Source organism: Roseicella frigidaeris, from assembly GCF_003258945.1.
GTDB lineage: Bacteria > Pseudomonadota > Alphaproteobacteria > Acetobacterales > Acetobacteraceae > Paracraurococcus > Paracraurococcus frigidaeris.
On the sequence record NZ_QLIX01000046.1, the window covers coordinates 1 to 15,906 of the forward strand.

Annotated in this window: 14 protein-coding genes and 2 pseudogenes; 6 read left to right on the forward strand and 10 right to left on the reverse strand. The window is 70.5% G+C overall.

The annotated features are described in order from the left end of the window. Positions 1-93 precede the first annotated feature (93 nt). The gene (locus tag DOO78_RS25800) at positions 94-1,434 is read right to left on the reverse strand and encodes a hypothetical protein (RefSeq protein ID WP_128080161.1); all 1,341 of its coding nucleotides are present in this window, start codon (positions 1,432-1,434) and stop codon (positions 94-96) included. A gap of 74 nt (positions 1,435-1,508) precedes the next feature. Continuing rightward, on the reverse strand, positions 1,509-1,907 hold the full coding sequence (locus DOO78_RS27200) for a MerR family transcriptional regulator (protein ID WP_128080162.1): 399 nt from the start codon (positions 1,905-1,907) through the stop codon (positions 1,509-1,511). 984 nt (positions 1,908-2,891) lie between these two features. Here DOO78_RS27200 and DOO78_RS25805 point away from each other — a divergent pair. Next, entirely contained in the window at positions 2,892-3,713 is an 822-nt protein-coding gene (locus tag DOO78_RS25805; RefSeq protein ID WP_111472762.1) for a KilA-N domain-containing protein, read from the forward strand. Between the two features lie 188 nt (positions 3,714-3,901). Continuing rightward, complete coding sequence (locus tag DOO78_RS25810) at positions 3,902-4,585, forward strand: glutathione S-transferase family protein (RefSeq protein WP_111472763.1); 684 nt, start codon at positions 3,902-3,904, stop codon at positions 4,583-4,585. 108 nt (positions 4,586-4,693) lie between these two features. Here DOO78_RS25810 and DOO78_RS25815 read toward each other — a convergent pair whose 3' ends face one another. The 3 genes from DOO78_RS25815 to DOO78_RS25825 are packed head-to-tail and all read right to left on the reverse strand — an operon-like array spanning position 4,694 to position 7,134. Continuing rightward, positions 4,694-5,191: a cytochrome P460 family protein gene (locus tag DOO78_RS25815; protein ID WP_111472764.1), complete on the reverse strand. Its 498-nt coding sequence runs from the start codon at positions 5,189-5,191 to the stop codon at positions 4,694-4,696. Between the two features lie 10 nt (positions 5,192-5,201). Then, a complete protein-coding gene (locus DOO78_RS25820) occupies positions 5,202-6,116 on the reverse strand; it encodes a redoxin domain-containing protein (protein ID WP_111472765.1) in 915 nt (304 codons plus the stop codon). Further along, positions 6,109-7,134: an alpha/beta fold hydrolase gene (locus tag DOO78_RS25825; protein ID WP_111472766.1), complete on the reverse strand. Its 1,026-nt coding sequence runs from the start codon at positions 7,132-7,134 to the stop codon at positions 6,109-6,111. Before DOO78_RS25825 ends, DOO78_RS25820 begins: the two co-directional genes overlap by 8 nt. A gap of 161 nt (positions 7,135-7,295) precedes the next feature. Here DOO78_RS25825 and DOO78_RS25830 point away from each other — a divergent pair, with 161 nt between their 5' ends. Beyond that, positions 7,296-8,840 carry a winged helix-turn-helix domain-containing protein gene (locus DOO78_RS25830; protein WP_111472767.1) on the forward strand — a complete coding sequence of 515 codons (1,545 nt, stop codon included), beginning with the start codon at positions 7,296-7,298 and terminating at the stop codon, positions 8,838-8,840. Between the two features lie 43 nt (positions 8,841-8,883). Here DOO78_RS25830 and DOO78_RS25835 read toward each other — a convergent pair whose 3' ends face one another. After that, a complete protein-coding gene (locus tag DOO78_RS25835; protein WP_165839094.1) occupies positions 8,884-9,591 on the reverse strand; it encodes a GntR family transcriptional regulator in 708 nt (235 codons plus the stop codon). 126 nt (positions 9,592-9,717) lie between these two features. Between DOO78_RS25835 and DOO78_RS25840 the strand changes: the two genes are divergently transcribed. Together DOO78_RS25840 and DOO78_RS25845 are read left to right on the forward strand one after the other, a co-directional pair. Next, complete coding sequence (locus tag DOO78_RS25840; RefSeq protein WP_111472769.1) at positions 9,718-10,638, forward strand: TauD/TfdA dioxygenase family protein; 921 nt, start codon at positions 9,718-9,720, stop codon at positions 10,636-10,638. A 70-nt stretch (positions 10,639-10,708) separates the two neighbouring features. Beyond that, entirely contained in the window at positions 10,709-11,698 is a 990-nt protein-coding gene (locus tag DOO78_RS25845) for a Bug family tripartite tricarboxylate transporter substrate binding protein (protein WP_111472770.1), read from the forward strand. Between the two features lie 45 nt (positions 11,699-11,743). On the opposite strand, the pseudogene DOO78_RS25850 reads toward DOO78_RS25845, so the two are convergent. The 3 genes and pseudogenes from DOO78_RS25850 to DOO78_RS25860 form a co-directional block, all read right to left on the reverse strand. After that, positions 11,744-12,789 (reverse strand): annotated as a pseudogene (locus DOO78_RS25850) (2-hydroxyacid dehydrogenase). Between the two features lie 51 nt (positions 12,790-12,840). After that, positions 12,841-13,914: an amidohydrolase family protein gene (locus DOO78_RS25855; RefSeq protein ID WP_111472771.1), complete on the reverse strand. Its 1,074-nt coding sequence runs from the start codon at positions 13,912-13,914 to the stop codon at positions 12,841-12,843. A gap of 228 nt (positions 13,915-14,142) precedes the next feature. Beyond that, positions 14,143-14,733 (reverse strand): annotated as a pseudogene (locus DOO78_RS25860) (thermonuclease family protein). Between DOO78_RS25860 and DOO78_RS27980 the strand changes: the two are divergent. Continuing rightward, entirely contained in the window at positions 14,668-15,042 is a 375-nt protein-coding gene (locus tag DOO78_RS27980; protein ID WP_207803068.1) for a hypothetical protein, read from the forward strand. The pseudogene DOO78_RS25860 and the gene DOO78_RS27980 overlap by 66 nt on opposite strands. Before the next feature lie 85 nt (positions 15,043-15,127). Here DOO78_RS27980 and DOO78_RS25870 read toward each other — a convergent pair. Continuing rightward, positions 15,128-15,906: alpha/beta fold hydrolase (locus DOO78_RS25870; RefSeq protein WP_207803069.1), on the reverse strand; the 779-nt coding region annotated here is incomplete at its 5' end.

The following is a 15,906-nucleotide window of genomic DNA, read 5'->3' on the forward strand; positions in this document are numbered from 1 at the left end:
CACAACTCACCTGACCAGACCGAAAACCCCGCTCCTCCATCCACAACCCGGGTCAATTCCTCATGGCAATCCCGGGTCAGCTCTCACTGGCATTCAACAGCGGAGGTACTCGACGAGGACCGCGGCCGGCCCGCCGCGCATCCAGGTCTCGACCAGCCGATCGTTCTTGTTGGCGGTGACGCTCAGACGCGCCTCCACCGGGCCGCGCTCGCCTGCCTGCCGCATCGACAGCTCCTGCCCGAGGCGCAGCGATGCCAGGTCGTGGACACGCAGCGGCAGGTGCAGCAGGATTTCGATCGCCGCCGCGAGGGCGGCCATCCAGCAGGCCTCCTGCGGCTTGGGTGGATGGTTGACGCCGGCCTTGCTGGTCCAGCCGTCGCGCAGGCGACGGGCCTTGTGCAGCAGCAGCGCCGGCAGGTGCAGCAGCCTCGCCTCGATCTCGGGATCGGCCAGGCGGTCGAGCAGGTCAGCCAGGTCGTCGCCGATCTCGCATTGCCGCTTGGGCCGGTAGACCTTGAGCATGCGGCGCAGTTTGGCATCGGCCTCGCTGGGAAGCTTCCGGAAGATCGCCACCGACTGCAGCGTGGCGGCGAGCATGGCGGTGCCGTGCGTCGGCAGCCTCTCGTTGGGCTTGTTCGGATGCGGCTTGCCGAGCCGGTCCCGATGCAGGCGCAGGCACCGTTTGGCACTGTCGAACCGCAGCAGGACGCCGAGGTCCGTGAGCTCGTCCGGGGTGCTGCCGGTCTGGAGCATGGCCCAGCACAGCAGCCGCAGGCCCTTCCTGCGCGTGACGACGGTCTCGGGGCTGGCCGGCTCGTGGGCCTCGTCGTCCTCCTCCGCATCCTCCGGGCTCCGGACGAGCCAGGCGAGGTAGTCCTCCGCCTCCTGGTGCAGGGGATAGTCCGAGAGCGGCCGCGTCTGGATCCGTCCCTCGGGCGGGCCCAGGGCGAGCTCGGTGTCTGGCCAGCCGGGGATCAGCCCGCGCATCTTGTTCCACTGCCGTGCTACCTCGCGGACGTTCGCCCGGACGTTCTTGCCGCCATGGCTGGTGGTGAGGTGCCGCGCGTAGTCGTTGAGGGCGGCACTGGTGACGCCGTCGGGCGGCAGGCCCCCCGTTGCGCAATCTCGCATGAAGGCGCGCAGACGATGCGGGTGGAAGCGCTTGGGCAGGCCGGCCTCCAGCACCGCCCAGGCCGGATCGCTGGTCGGCTCGTGCCGGCGGACGGGGGCGAGGAGGCCGCGGCGGCGCATGACGTAGCGCAGGTTGGCCCGGTGGTTCTGCTGGGTCTTGGAGGCGATGCCGAGGGCGACCGCGCTGGCGGTGTCGATGGCGGGCAGGCAGACGGCGGGATCGAGCAGCACCGTGGCCGGCGACCTCTTGCCGCCGATCCGGCAGAGGAGGTTCACGGACGAGACCAGCGTGCGTCGCCGCATGAGTGGCAGATCGTCCCAGGTCATGATCTCGCGTTTGACCTCGGCGGCCGTCGGAAGTTGATTGGCAGGGATTTTCATGGGCGCACCGCCAGGGTAGGGCCGGAGCCGGCAATTTGGGAAGAGGGTACTTGGGTAAATCCCGTCATTACTTGGGCACCACTATCCCAATCGGCCGCTATGTACTTGATCGGGCTGCCCTCGCGCGGCCCCGTGCGGCCGGGGCCGCACGACAGCACCGCCGCCAGATCATCGGCGCCGTAGTAACGACGCGAGCGACGCATCTCCGGCCGCGTCAGGCCGGCCTGGTCCCAGTTGCGCAGCGTGCGCAGGCCGCGCCCGACCAGCTTGGCGAAGGTCGCCGCCGGTATCTGTTTGGGCACGATGTCGGGGGTGGGATCGGGTGGCGGGCTATTGGAGTGAGTCAGCGATGAGGACGGCGCAGCCGCTGGCTGCGTGGTCGGACTTTCAGGCATGGGAACAAGTTTCCGCATCGCCCGACGGCGTCGGGCCGCGCCGCACCCCAGCGGCGACAGACGGGGTGGCCCGGCCGCCGGGGCGGCCGGGAGGCTGGCTTGCTCAGGTCCAGCGCGCGGCGTCCCTGGACGCCGCTCTACGAGCGGGGATGCCGGCGCGGACCGGCATCGGGCGACGGCGGCGAGGCCGTTTGGCCGCGCTCCGTCACCGGATGAATGCTATCAACCGCAGCGATATGCCAAGAGATTCGTTAGCTCGCCTGGCAAGCTATTTATATTGAATGAGCATTGAAATAGCGGGGCGTCGTCCCCATCTATGCTGGACGAGAGGCAAGACCCCGCCGGCGCCCTCGCTCCCCTGATCAGCAACGCAGTCCACCTCACGCCAGGGTTGAGCCAGAGCCGGCCGGCGCGATGTGCGCGCCAAGCATCACCCGTGATGCCGGGTGCCTGCCCGTGCCGCCCCTGATCGGGCCCAGGGCTTCGGCTGTTGCCTCTCGTCCCTCCCCCCGTCCTCGCACCCGGCGGGCCGCCGCCGCGCCTCCTGGCGCACGGCTGCCCGGCACCGCGCATCCGGCATTGAGCCCGGCCGCCCTCTGCGAACCCCAGCCCTGCCAGCGGTGGCACGGCGGTGCAACGGACCGGGGATGCCGGCACCCCCTGGCCCATCATGTCAGGCACGGTGCCCGGCCTGCCGCGTGCGCGCGGCAGCGGCGCGGCCACGACCGCGCCCATCACCCTGGCGGGCCCGCCAGGCGCGGCGCCGGTCCCGCGCGGACCGGCGCCGCGGCGTGCCGGGCGGCTCCTCCTACGGATCGCCCGGCTGCGTGTCCTCGCCCCAGGCGAGGACCGCATCGGCCCGGCCGCTGCACCGCGGCCGCCGGGCGGTACGCCGGCCCATCCCGGCCTCCAGCCGGTCTCGGCAGCTCCGAGCCGACCGCAGCGGACCCTTGAGCAAGGCCGAAACACACTGCTGGAGATCGCATGACCCCCATCAGCATCCTTCGCTACCAGGGCAGGCGCGTCCGCCTGCACGGCAGCCTGCTGAACCTCGCCGACCTGTGGCGCGCCGTCGGCCGGCCGGAGAACCACCGGCCCGCCGACTGGCTCGCCCTCGCGGACACCGCGCCCGACGCGCCGGCCACGGCCGATCCCGGCCCGACCGACCTCTGGCACCGCGACCCCGACGGCCTCCGCGCCGCCGCCCGCGGCCCGACGAGAGGGACCTGGGTACCCTGGCAGCTGGCGCTGTCCTATGCCCACACCCTCTCGCCGGCCCTCCACCTCTGGGCCAGCACCGTCCTTCGTGCCGCCATGGAGCGGCCGGGCAACCTGCTCCCGGCGGATCCCGATCCACGGATCTCCTACCTCGCCGTGCGGTTCCGTGAGCTGCACCGCCGCCTCGACACGCTCGAGGGGCACGCCGCCGACCTCATGTTCTTCGCCCTCTCGGGCCAGGAACTGCTGTTCGGTGGCCGGCGCGAGTTCTCGGAGCGGAGCCGGGCCCTCATGGCCCGGGTGGTGGCGGCCGCGCCCTACGGCGGTCAGTGTCCCTGCTGCGGCCGCGAGCGCGTGCTCGCCGAGGGCAGCCGGCTGCGGCCCGGCGCCGAGTTCGACCACTTCTACCATCGTGGCCTGAACCGGCCCGAGTTCGGCTGGCCGGTCTGCGCCCCCTGCCATGGCGACCTGACCCATGGTGGCCACCTCGTCCGCTTCGCGCGGCTGGCCGAGTTCCGGGCCTTCCAGGCCCGGGTGCTCGAGGCACGCCGCCGGGCACGCCCGAACTCCACGGGCGATGCGACCTAGCCACCCACCCGTGCCCGCCCGCGCGGCGGGCACACAAGAGCCCCGTGACCTCACGCCGAGGTCACGGGGCTTTTCGCGTTTCCGAACCAACGTCCACAACATGAGACCTGACAAGGGCGAGCTGTCCTTGACGCCCTTTGTCGCCAAGCGGGAGCATCCTGCGGGACGGTATCCGAGGGAGGGGCGGCATGGTGAACATTGCCGAGGCAGGGGATCCAGAGCGGCTGGTGCTGTATGGCAGCTTCACCAGCAGTTCTACCTACAAGCCGATGCTGTTCCTGGCCCTGGGCGGGCTGCCGTTCAGCTTCCGCACGGTCAACCTGAAAAACGGCGTGCAGAAGTCACCCGAGTACCTGACGGTCAATCGCTATGGCCAGGTCCCCGCCTTGCGGCACCGTGGCCTCACCGTCGTCCAGTCCAATGTCATCCTGGACTATCTCGCACGCACGACAGGCCGCTTCGAGGGCAGGTCGGAGCAGGCACGCTGGGTAGCGAGGGAGTGGCTGTCCTGGGAGGCGGACGCCATCACCAACGTCGCCAAGGTGCGGCACTACCGGCGCTTTCGTGCCGTCGACCCGGCGGTGATGGCGTATTTCCTGCCTCTGGCCGAAGCGGCTCTGGGCAACGTGGACCGTGCGCTGTCCGATGGACGGGATTGGTTGTGCCGCGAGGGCGCGCCCTCCATCGCCGATGTCGGCTGCTGGGGCCGGATGGTCTTCATGGCCGAGGGCGGCATCGAGATCGCCCGGTGGCCGCATCTGCAGCGCTGGGCGCAGCGGCTGGCCGCCCTGCCGGGCTTTGCCCTACCCTATGACCTGATTCCGAAAAAGGACGTTGAGTGCGAGGCGGAGCTTCCGTCCTTGCCGCTCTGACCGGCGTGGCGAGCTAGCGCAAGCGGCGTCGGCCTGCACAGCCACGCGGGCATTGGGCACGATGACAAGGCCTGAATCGATGGGGTATTGCGTCACCCGCTCGGGGGCTCACGGCGCCAGCCGGGTGAAGACCCGGTCGTGGTCGCGGACCCGCTCGGCATGGCAGGCGAAGCAGGTCTCGTGCTGCGCCTCATCCGCGGGGACGCCGCCGGTGAAGCGCCCGAAGCCCCAGCCGCCGCTCCCGGCATAGCGCCGTGAATCCTTCACCATCACCTGCACCGTGGTCGCGGCGCCCGGCACGAAGGCGGGCGGATACTCGGCCGAGGGCTGGTGCCGCCAGGCGAGCTTCACCAGCACGCTGCCATCCGGGAAGGGCAAGGTCCCGGCGCGGTAGGCCGCCATGGCGATGTCGTTGCCGAGCGCGGCGCGCAGCTCGTCGAGCGGCGCCGTCTCCTGAGCCGGCGCGATCAGCTCCCAGCGCCGGTAGCCCTCCGGCAGCGTGACGCCGTAGAGCGGCGCGGCAGGTGCTTCGCTGGCGGCGCGCGTCGTGCCGGCCGCCGGCAGGGTGAGGAGCAGCAGGACGAGGGCGTGGTACGGCCTGAGCATCCGCCGCGCCTCAGCCGAAGGTGGCGCTGTAGAGGGTGAGGCCGGGCGCCGTCGCCCGAACCTCGATCCGGTGCTCGGCATAGCTCTCCCCATCGTACAGCGTGTAGAGCGTCGGCCGCTCGACCGTGACGGTCGCCGGCGTGCCATCATCGACCACGACGCGGAGTGCGGCCGGCTCTGGCGCGGCGCAGACCAGGTGCAGCTTCGCCGCGTGGAAGCGCAGCCGCAGGCCGCCCTCCGCCGAGCGCAGCACCAGCGCCTCCGCCTCCTTCGACCAGCGCCCGTCGAGTGCATAGGCGGCGGATGCCGGGCCGCCGCGGGCGCCGAAATGGATCTCCGGCGTGCGAATGCCGGAGAGGTCCGGATCCTCCGCCGCGGCCCGCCCGGCCGCGCCGGGCGGCAGGCCGAGCAGGGCGCGGATTGCCGCCTCGATCTCCCCCATATGGCCCTCGCCCTCGCGCCGCAGCACGATCCGGCCGGTCTGATCGAGCAGCAGGAAGCTCGGCCAGGCGCGGATACCCCAGGCCCGCCAGCTCTGGAAGCCGTTGTCCTGCCCGACGGGGAAGCGGATGCCGAGGCTCCGCACCGCCGCCTCGACATCCGGGCGCTGGCGCTCGAAGCCGAATTCCGGCGTGTGGATGCCGATCACCTGCAGCCCCGCCACGCCGTATTCCGCTTGCAGGCGGTTCAGGCTCGGCACGGTGCGGCGGCAGTTGATGCAGGAATAGGTCCAGACATCGATCAGCACGACCCGGCCGCGCAGCGCGGCGAGGCTCGGCGGCACGTCGGCATTCAGCCAGTCGGCGATGCCGGGGAAGTCCGGCGCAGGCGCATCGGCGATCTGCGCGATGCCGCGTGGCGCCAGGGGCAGGGCGAGGGTGGCGCCTGCGAGCAAGGAGCGGAGGAGGGTGCGGCGCTCAGGCATGGTCGGCCGCCATCACCGCCTCGGCGAAGGCGCGGGGCGCCTCCTGCGGCAGGTTGTGGCCGATGCCGCCGGTGATGAGCCGGTGCTGGTAGGGGCCGGTGAACTTCGCCGCATAGGCGGCGGGCTCGGGATGCGGCGCGCCGTTGGCGTCGCCCTCAAGCGTGATGGTGGGGACGCCGATGCCGGGGAAGCCGGCAAGCCTGGCCTCCAGCGCGTCGTAGCGCCGCTCGCCCTGGGCCAGGCCGAGACGCCAGCGGTAGTTGTGGATGGTGATGCTGACATGGTCGGGATTGTCGAAGGCGGCGGCGCTGCGGGCGAAGGTGGCGTCGTCGAACGCCCAGCGCGGCGAGGCGAGCTGCCAGATGAGCCGCGCGAAGTCGCGGCGGTTGGCCTCATAGCCGGCGCGGCCGCGGCTGGTGGCGAAGTAGAACTGGTACCACCAGGCGAGCTCGGCCCGCGGCGGCAGCGGCGCACGGTTCGCCGCCGGGCTGCCGATGAGGTAGCCGCTGACCGAGACCAGCGCCTTGCAGCGCGCCGGCCAGAGCGCCGCGACGATGTTCGCCGTGCGGGCGCCCCAGTCGAAGCCGCCGATCACCGCCCGCGGCAGGCGCAGCGCGTCCAGCAGCGCGAGGGCATCGAGGGCGAGGGCGGCCTGCTGGCCGTTGCGCACCGCATCCGCCGCGCGGAAGCGCGTGGTGCCGTAGCCGCGCAGATAGGGGACGATCACCCGGTAGCCGGCCGCGGCCAGCAGCGGCGCGACCTCGGCATAGCTGTGGATGTCGTAGGGCCAGCCATGCAGCAGCAGGACCGGTGGCCCGGCGGGCGGGCCAGCCTCGGCATAGCCGATCTCCAGCGCCCCGGCCCGCACCTGCCGGAGCGGTCCGAAGCCGGGCGGCGCGGCGGCCGGTGCCGGCACGGGTTGCGCCTGGGTGGGTTGGGCCTGGGCGGCGCGGGCGAGGGCGGCGCCGAGCGCGGTCGTGCCGAGCAGCCGGCGTCTGGGGAGGGCGATGCGGTCCATGGGCGTCTCTACTCGCTGGAACGGATGCCGACGATCCTGCACCGGCGCCGCGCCCGCCGCTTGGAGGCGGGCTTGAGACCAACTTGGGAAGCTCTTGATTTTTGCCGGCGATGCGCTGCCATGGCCGGCACCCGCCACCACAACCGTCACAGGACCCCCGCTTGCTCTACCGCTTCGACAGCTGCCTGCTCGATACCGACCGGCGGGAGCTGCACCGGGGCGGGGCACCGGTCGCGGTGGAGCCGCAGGTCTTCGACCTGCTCGCCCTGCTGCTCGCGGCGCGGGACCGCGTGGTCGACCGCGACGAGATGATCGCCACCGTCTGGCGCGGCCGCATCGTCTCCGAGGCGACGCTCGCCAGCCGCATCAACGCCGCCCGCGTGGCGATCGGCGACAGCGGCGCGGCGCAGCGGCTGATCCGCACCCTGCCGCGCCGCGGCCTGCGCTTCGTCGGGGCGGTGGAAGCGGTCGCCGCCCCCACCGCGCCGCCGCCGTCAGCCGAGATGGCCGGGCCCTGGCTCGCCGTGCTGCCCCTCGCCAATCTCGGCGGCGACCCGGCGGAGGACTACTTCGCCGATGGCGTCACGGAGGAGATCACCATCGCCCTCTCGCACTGCGCTGGACTCTTCGTCATCGCCCGCAACTCCGCCTTCGCCTACCGGGACCGCGAGGTCGATATCCGCGAGATCGGCCGCGAGCTCGGCGTCGGCTACCTGCTCGAGGGCAGCCTGCGCCGCGATGGCGACCGGCTGCGCATCAGCTGCCGCCTCATCGATGCCCGCAACGGGGCGCATCTCTGGGCCGATCGCTTCGAAGGCGGGCCGGACGAGGTCTTCGCGCTGCAGGACCGGGTGGCGGAGAGCGTCGTCGCCGCCATCGAACCGACCCTGCAATCGGCCGAGGCGGAGCGGCACCGGCAGCACGCCCCCGCGACGCTCACGGCCTATGACCTGCTGCTGCGCGCCCGGGCGGCAGAGAGCGCCTTCACGGCCGAGGGGCTGGCGGCGGCGCTCGCGGCGCTCAACCAGGCCCTCGCCCTCGATCCCACCTATGCGCCGGCCATGGCGGCCGCCGCCCATTGCCGTGCGCTGTGCCATTTTCAGGGCTGGCCGGCGTCCGATGCCGCAATCAACAACGTGGCAGCGCTGCGCCTCGCCTGGGCGGCCGCGGAGCAGGCGCCGAACGACGCGCAGGTTCTCTGGCAGGCCGCCTTCGCTATCTGGAACCTCGCGGGCGAGGAGCGTGGGCGGGCGCGGGCGTTGTTCCGCCGCTCCCTGTTGCTCAACCCGAACTCCGCCATGGGCCTGACGCTCGCGGGCTGGATCGAGACCATGTGCGGTCATGTCGATGAGGGGCGCGCCATGGTGCTGAGAGCGGTGCGGCTCAACCCGCGCGACCCGCGCGGCTGGCTGATGGACGGGGTGCTGGCCCTCGCCGCGATGATCGAAGGGGACGATGCCGGCGCCGCGGCCTGGGCCGAGCGGGCGCTGGCGCGCAACCGGCGCTTCGCCGTCGCGCTGCGCGTGCTCGCCGTCGCCCGCGTGCAGCTCGGCGAGACGGGGCGGGCGGCGGAGGCGGTGCGGGACCTGCTGCGGATCGAGCCAGGGTTGACGATCGGCGGCTTCCTCGCCCGAATCCCGATGCCGCTCGAAGCCATGGCGCGGCGCTACGAGGCAGCGCTCCGCGTCGCCGGTCTGCCAAGTTGACCGCTCGTAAGCGGCGTCGCTGCGCTCGCCCGAGGAATGCAGGCTACTCGCCACGACCGAGCTGCGCCCGCACGCCCTCGGCGGAATGCGCGAGGAGCTCGCGCGCCTGCTGCTCCGCCGCCGCCGCGTCGCCGGCCCGGATTGCCGTCACCAGGGCCCGCCAGTCGCCGGCCGCCTGCTGGCGCCGCTCGGCCAGCAGGAAACTGGTGGCGCGGCCGCGGATGAGGCGCCAAGTGCTCATGCTGGCGAGGTGCTCGTAGAGCTCCGGCAGGTGCCGGTTGCCGCTCTCCCCGACCAGCAGATGCTGCGCCCGGATCGCCTGCTCCGAGAATGTCTGCGGGTCCGTCCCGGGATCGGCGGCCAGCGCCTCCATGGCCGCGACGATCCCCTCCAGCCGGGATGCAAGCTCGCCACCGAGCTCAGCGCAGCGGCGCGCCGCCAGACCGAGCAGCACCGCCCGGAGCTCGAACAGATCGAAGACATCGGACTGGGCAAAGGTGGTGACCCGCGCCCCGAAGCGGGGCAGCCGCTCGACGAAGCCGCGGCGCGACAGGGCGATCAGCGCCTCGCGCACCGTGGCCCGGCTGACCGCGTGCTCCCGCGCCAGCTCCACCTCTTTGAGCCGAGCGCCGGACGGCAGCCGCCCGGCCATGATGTCGGCCAGGAGCTGCTCCGAGAGCAGGTCGGGCAGGGAGCGGGCGGCTTTGCCGAGCGGCATGGCCTCTGGCTGCAGCGCTGGCGGCGCGGTCATGGCGCTTCCCGACGGGCGGTGGAACGGCTCGGAGGGTGAAGCAGGGGAGAGGGCATGGCATTCCATTATTGTCAGACAATCGACAGCCGACTAGGCTTTGGGCAAGCAAACAGGGGGAGGACGCCCATGGGCCAGATCACCGTCAAGCCGCTCGGCTACGCGCTCGGCGCCGAGGTGCAGGGGGTGGACATGCGCGCGCCCCTCGCCGCGGAGGACCGCAAGGCCATCAATGCCGCCTGGCTCAAGCACTGCGTTCTGGTCTTCCCCGGCCAGGAGGCGCTGACGCCGGAACAGCAGATCGCCTTCGCTGGACAGTTCGGCGAGCTCGACCAGCACGCCTCGCAGCCACCGGCGACGCTGCATCCCGGCCATCCCGAGATCCTGGTGCTCACCAACCGGCAGGTGCAGGGCAAGCCCTCGGGCACGCGCAACTCCGGCCGCAACTGGCATACCGACCTGAGCTACACCGAGCGGCCCGCCAAAGGCGCACTGTTGCTCTGCCGTGAGAAGCCGCCGGTCGGGGGCGACACCATGTTCGCCAACCTAACTCTCGCCTACGAGACGCTGACGCCGCGCATCCAGGCGCTGATCGAGGATCTCGAGGCGGTCCATGACGCCTCGCTGATCAAGGGCATCGAGCAGCGCGACCCGGCCATCGTCGCCGAGATGCGCAACCGCAACCCGCCGGTGGCCCATCCGCTGGTGCGCGTGCACCCCGAGACGGGGCGCAAGGCGCTGCTCATCGGCCAGCGCATCCGCGGCATCCTCGGCCTGTCGGACGAGGAGGGGGCAGCGCTGCTCAACCTCCTCAACGCGCATGCCATCGCGCCCGAATTCGTCTACCGCCACCGCTGGAGCCTCGGCGACGTGCTGATGTGGGACAACCGCTGCACCATGCATGTCGCCCTGGCCGATTTCGACCAGAGCCAGCCGCGGGTCATGCATCGCTGCTCGCTGCAGGGCGAGCGGGTGACTGGCCGCATTCTGCGCAACCCCTCGATCGCCGACCGCGAGACGCTCATCCAGGCCGTCGCCGCCGTCGCCTGACCGGGCGCCCCGGCGGCATCCCCGCCGGGCGCCCTCCCCTTCGGATCCATAGCCTTGGGAGACCCGCGCCATGCGCCGCTTGGTCGCCATCATGCTCGCCGCCTGCGTGGCCGGCCTCGCCCTGCCGCATCGCGCCACCGCCCAACCGGCTACACCATCAGCCGCCTGGCCGACACAGCCGCTGCGCCTCGTCGTCGGTTTCCCGCCGGGCGGCGCCACCGACGTCATGGCACGGCTCGTCGCCGAGGGGCTGACGGCGTCGCTCGGCCAGAATGTCGTGGTCGAGAATCGGAGCGGCGGCGGCAGCCTGGTCGCCACCGAAGCGGTGGCCCGGACGGCACCCGATGGCACCACGCTGCTCTTCGTGGCGAGCTCGCACGCGACCCTGCCGGCGCTCTACCCGGACCTGTCCTGGGATCCGGTGCGCGACTTCTCACCGGTCGCGCTGGTCGCCAGCACGCCCTATATCCTGGTGGTGAATCCCGCCCTGCCGGTGCACACCCTGGCCGAGCTTCTGGCGCTGGCACAGCAGCAGCCCGGCAAGCTGGCCTTCGCCTCGACAGGGATGGGCACGGCGCGGCATCTCGGCGGCGAGATCCTGAAGCGCGTCGCGCAGATCGACATCCTGCATGTGCCCTATCGCGGTAGCGGCGCGGTGCGGGCCGATCTGCTGGCCGGGCGCATCCAGATGATGTTCGACAACACGGCGGTGATGCTGCCCTATCTCCGCCGCGGCGAGCTGCGCGGCCTCGCGGTCACGGGCCCGAAGCGCTCGCCGCTGGTGCCGGATCTGCCGACCCTGCGCGAGGCGGGGCTCGGCGCGGCCGATATCGAGGGGTGGTTCGCGCTGCTCGGCCCGGCGCATCTGCCGCCCGCGATCGTGCAGCGGCTGAACCAGGCGGTGACCGCGCTGCTCGCCCAGCCGGCGACGGCCGAGAAGTTGGCCGCGCTCGGCGCGGTGCCACTGCCCGGCAGCCCGGAGGATGCAGCCCGGCTCATCCGCGCCGAGCAGACCAAATGGGGCGCCGTCATCCGCGAGGCCGGGATCCAGCCAGACTGATGCTGCCGGCATGGCGAGGGCAGCGGCGCAGGAGGCCGCCTCAGCTCAATATCCCATCGCTTTGTCGACTTCCTGCAGGAGGTCGCCGCCGGCCTCGATGCTGGCGATATTCGCTGCGATCTCGTTGACCAGCTGGCGTATCGTCGGCCGCCGCGCGACATGCGGCATGACGGTCACCTTCGGATGCAGCCATAGAGGGCTGTCCGGCGGCAAGGGCTCGGGATGCAGCGCGTCGAGCGCCGCATGCGCGAGCTGGCCGCTATCGAGAGCGGCGATCAGGTCGGCATCGACCACATGCCTGCCCCGCCCGATGTTGATGAGCATCGCCCCCTCGGCATGAGCCCGAAGGTGCGGGCGCACAGGATGCCCTCGGTCTCCCGGGTCAGTGGCAGGAGGCAGACCGCAATGTCAGTTTGTCTCAGGAACGGCTCGAGCTGGTCCGGGCCGTGAAAGATCGGGATCTCGGCGTCCGGCTTCGGACTGCGCACCCAGGCCGAGACCGGAAAGCCGAGCGACGTCAGCACCAGCGCCGGCGTTTTCGCCATCAGCCCGAACCCGAGGAAGCCGATGCGGCGCGCCTCCGGCCGGACGATCGGCCGGCGCAGCCATTCGCGCCGGGCCTGGGCCTGCTGATACAGAGGCATCTCACGGTGCAGCCGCAGCACATGCATGATGACATACTCGGTCATCATCGGATCGCCACCGGCCGGCTCGATCTTGCCGAGCGGCACCTTCGGCATTTTCGGGTGGTCGACAAAGCTCTCGACGCCGGCGGAGCGGCTGAACATCGCTCTGAGATTCGGCAGCGACGGGATCTCGTCGAAGTCGGGGTGCATGAAAGCGAGGTAGGTGATCTCGGATGGGTCGCCTACATCGGGAAAGATGCGGACCTCCAACTCGGGCATGACCTCGGCCAGCGTATCGCGCCAGCCCTGCGTGGTACCGATCTCGCTGATATCCAATCCATAAATCAGCAGCGCCATGTCGATCTCCCCTCCCTCTTCATTGATCGGCTCCGCCAGATCCCGCCAGCAAGACGCACCCGCCTCGTTAGCCTCGCCGTTTGTGAATGCCTCGTCGGAGGTACGCATGACACCGGCAAAGCGCGCACGTGCGCAACCTGCGCGGCGTGCCTATACCGGTCAGGGGCCAGGGGATCGCCGGCCTGGCGATGTCGCCTCCAGGCGATAGACCCTCTCTGACGTGCCGGAGAAGAGCGCGCGCTTCTCGTCATGCGAGGCGCCCGCGACGATCAGCTTCATGGCATTCCAGAACTCGGCATAGCCGATACCCATCTTCTCCACGGGGAAGTTGCTCTCGAACAGGCACCGGTCCGCCCCGAAGAGGTCGATGCAGGTCTCGATGTACGGACGCCAATGCGCGGCGAGCTCCGCGGAGGTCGGCGGCATGGGCAACGCTCCATAGTCGTAAGCGGCCAGCCGCATCATCATGCCGCCAAGCTTCACGACGACATTGGGACACTGCGCCAGGGCGGTCATGCCTGCCTTCCATTGCGCGAACACCTCCTCCTTGCGGTCGGCATAGGGGCCATAGCCAAGCGGCCCGCCACAATGGCCCAGGATGAAGCAGGCCGACGGATGGGCGCGCACCAGGTCCAGCGCCTCGCCAAGCTGGGTGTGGAAGACCCACAGGTCGAAGGACAGACCGAGTGCGGCGAGCCGTTGCAGACCCGTGCGGAAATCCACTCGGCCAAGCAAGTGGGGCGCTGGATGACCGTTGCCGATGATCGGATCGGCATCCCAGGCGGCGGAGTGGCGCACGCCCCGAAAGCGCCCACCGCCGGCGCGGATGTGCGCTTCCAGGACGGGCTCCACGCGATCACCGAGGGTGAGATCGGCAAAGCCGACGATGCCGGCGGCGATGCGCGTCGGACCATAGGCGCCGCTATCGCTCATCGCTGCGATGCCGGCGACGAACTCCGTCTCGCCGACCGGACGCATCTCCTCCGGACCGGAGGCGCGATACATCGCGTGGCACTGGACGAAGACGGTGGCCGTGACCTTGTGTCCCGTATCCAGGTCGGCGAGGAACTCCGGCAGGAGATAGCGCTGATCTGGCCGATGCCACAGGTGATGATGGGCATCGATGATCGGCAGGTCCGGCTCCAGCGCCGGTTCCGGCGGACGTTGCGAGAGCCATGTGGGGTTCGGGGGAAAGATCCGCCCGTAGCGTGTGGGATGATCGAAATTGCGCATGCTTTCCCCACGTGTCTTGGCCAGACTGCGGCGCTGGAAACTACTGCATGTCTGCGGACCGGATGCAATCCGGGATCCTGAGTTCTCGGAACGTAGCGCAACCCCGCTCCAGGCTCTCAGGCATTCGCTGCCGCCAGGGCGCCAGTGATTGTAGAATGCCTGCTCTTGGGTCGATAGCAGAGCGCTGATGGACCAGCATAGCTGAAGCTTGGGATCGAGCCTGCGGTGTCACCGTGCGGCCGGCGATATAGGCTCTCGGTGCTTGCGCTGCGCCGCGCGCCATTCCCAAGGCGGTATGCGCTCGGCCTCCGGCAGAGACCAAAGCCCACGACGCTGCACCTGCGCCTCCCGCTTGAGCCGCAGCAACGCCGCGTCGTCGCTGTAGCGCTTGTAGACCCAGGCGCCGCCGCGGCGGATCATCACGGCGTTGACGTCCTGCCCGCCGACATAGACCTAGCCGACGGTGCGGCCATAGCGATCCGTGTCGCGCACCTCGATCCGGGCTGGCTTGCCGAAGGCCAGGTCCGCCAGCATCTGGCGTGCCCGCGTCCCATAGGGCTGCCGCCGCTCCAGCGCGTCGATGTCGGACAGGCGGATGCGGACCTGCTTCCTGCGCTCGGTCAGCAGGGTCAGCGTGTCGCCGTCGGCGATGCCCACCACCTTGCCGCGGAGATCCTCGACGCCGAGGGCTACGGTGATACCGCGCAGCTCAACCACCGCCCCGGCGGGGCCTGGCTGCGGCTGCCCGGGCTGGTGCTGATCCGGCAGCGGCCGGGCTCGGCGCACGGCATCGTCTTTCTCACTGTCGAGGACGAGCACGGCACCGGCAACCTCGTCGTCTATCCCGACATCGCCGCCCGCGACCGCGCGGCCCTGGTCGCCGGCCGGCTGCTGCTGGCCGAGGGGCGGATCGAGCGCGAGGTCGCCGAGGCCGAGGTGCCGATCACCCACCTCATCGTCCGGCGGCTACATGACCTCTCGCCGCTGCTCGACCATCTCGATGCGGCGGGGCCGGAGACCGCCGGCGACTGGGCAGGGCAGGCGCTGGCGCGGGCCGACGAGGTCAGGCGGCCGGAGCCGGGCAGCCGGCCACGGGTCAGGATGCCGGGGAGCAGGGACTTCAACTGAGCGCAACAGCCCGCAGGCGAGCGCATTCGAGCATCGTCACGAAGTGCTCGGATACCCTATTAATAAGCTCATTCAGCAGCTTTCGTCAGGAGGTTAGCCTTTCAGAATCGAGTTCAATCAACCGAGCGAGCCGCTCGGGTTCGGTTAGCATTGGGTAATGGCCGGTATCGAGCTGATGCCAGTTTGCCTGCAAAGCTTCGGCAGTGCGACGCTGATGGGCTTCCGGAGGATTCGCACTGCGCTGGCACCATATAACGCTTGCATCCCAGGGCAGGGTCCAGAAGTCTCTCAAGCTGACCGGCGCCTCCATGGGAGCCAAAGGGTGCAACGTGTAGCGAGCAAGTGCCCAGGCGCGGGTTGCAGCATCGAGGTCGGCGAACAATCGCTGTTCCGCATCTTCTCGTGTAGGTCCGGTCGCCAGGTCAGTTCGTTCGACATTTTGCCGACGCACGATGTCGGACAATGCCTCACCATCGCGCAGAGCCAGGGCATCGGCGAAAACAAGCCGCTTCACGCGCTCACGCGCCAACTCCGCCGCCCGACACACGACCATGCCGCCGGTGCTTGTGCCTACCATCACCACGTCACGCAGGTCTTCGTAGTATAGCAAGGAAGCAAGCTCTTCCGCTTGACTTTCCGTCGTTATGCCCGGGCGGATCTGGGCGTTGCGCTCGGCGCACCCATCGAGCGTCGGTGCTAACACCAGGTGGCCCGCGGCGCGCAACCGGGCTGCCACACGCGTCCAAATCCAGCCACCTTGATGACCAGCCCCCATCGAGTGATCCGGGTTAGATTTTAGTGGATAACCCGTCCGGCGATCTGCGCGGCGCCGCCTGAGCCGGAGCCGCTGGGCCTGGGCACGTG

Bases quoted from the DNA above. Each gene is read 5' to 3' on its own strand.
- DOO78_RS25800 (WP_128080161.1), bottom strand. From the start codon at position 1,434: ATGCGGCGACGCACGCTGGTCTCGTCCGTGAACCTCCTCTGCCGGATC.
- DOO78_RS27200 (WP_128080162.1), bottom strand. From the start codon at position 1,907: ATGCCTGAAAGTCCGACCACGCAGCCAGCGGCTGCGCCGTCCTCATCG.
- DOO78_RS25805 (WP_111472762.1), top strand. From the start codon at position 2,892: ATGACCCCCATCAGCATCCTTCGCTACCAGGGCAGGCGCGTCCGCCTG.
- DOO78_RS25810 (WP_111472763.1), top strand. From the start codon at position 3,902: ATGGTGAACATTGCCGAGGCAGGGGATCCAGAGCGGCTGGTGCTGTAT.
- DOO78_RS25815 (WP_111472764.1), bottom strand. From the start codon at position 5,191: ATGCTCAGGCCGTACCACGCCCTCGTCCTGCTGCTCCTCACCCTGCCG.
- DOO78_RS25820 (WP_111472765.1), bottom strand. From the start codon at position 6,116: ATGCCTGAGCGCCGCACCCTCCTCCGCTCCTTGCTCGCAGGCGCCACC.
- DOO78_RS25825 (WP_111472766.1), bottom strand. From the start codon at position 7,134: ATGGACCGCATCGCCCTCCCCAGACGCCGGCTGCTCGGCACGACCGCG.
- DOO78_RS25835 (WP_165839094.1), bottom strand. From the start codon at position 9,591: ATGACCGCGCCGCCAGCGCTGCAGCCAGAGGCCATGCCGCTCGGCAAA.
- DOO78_RS25840 (WP_111472769.1), top strand. From the start codon at position 9,718: ATGGGCCAGATCACCGTCAAGCCGCTCGGCTACGCGCTCGGCGCCGAG.
- DOO78_RS25845 (WP_111472770.1), top strand. From the start codon at position 10,709: ATGCGCCGCTTGGTCGCCATCATGCTCGCCGCCTGCGTGGCCGGCCTC.
- DOO78_RS25855 (WP_111472771.1), bottom strand. From the start codon at position 13,914: ATGCGCAATTTCGATCATCCCACACGCTACGGGCGGATCTTTCCCCCG.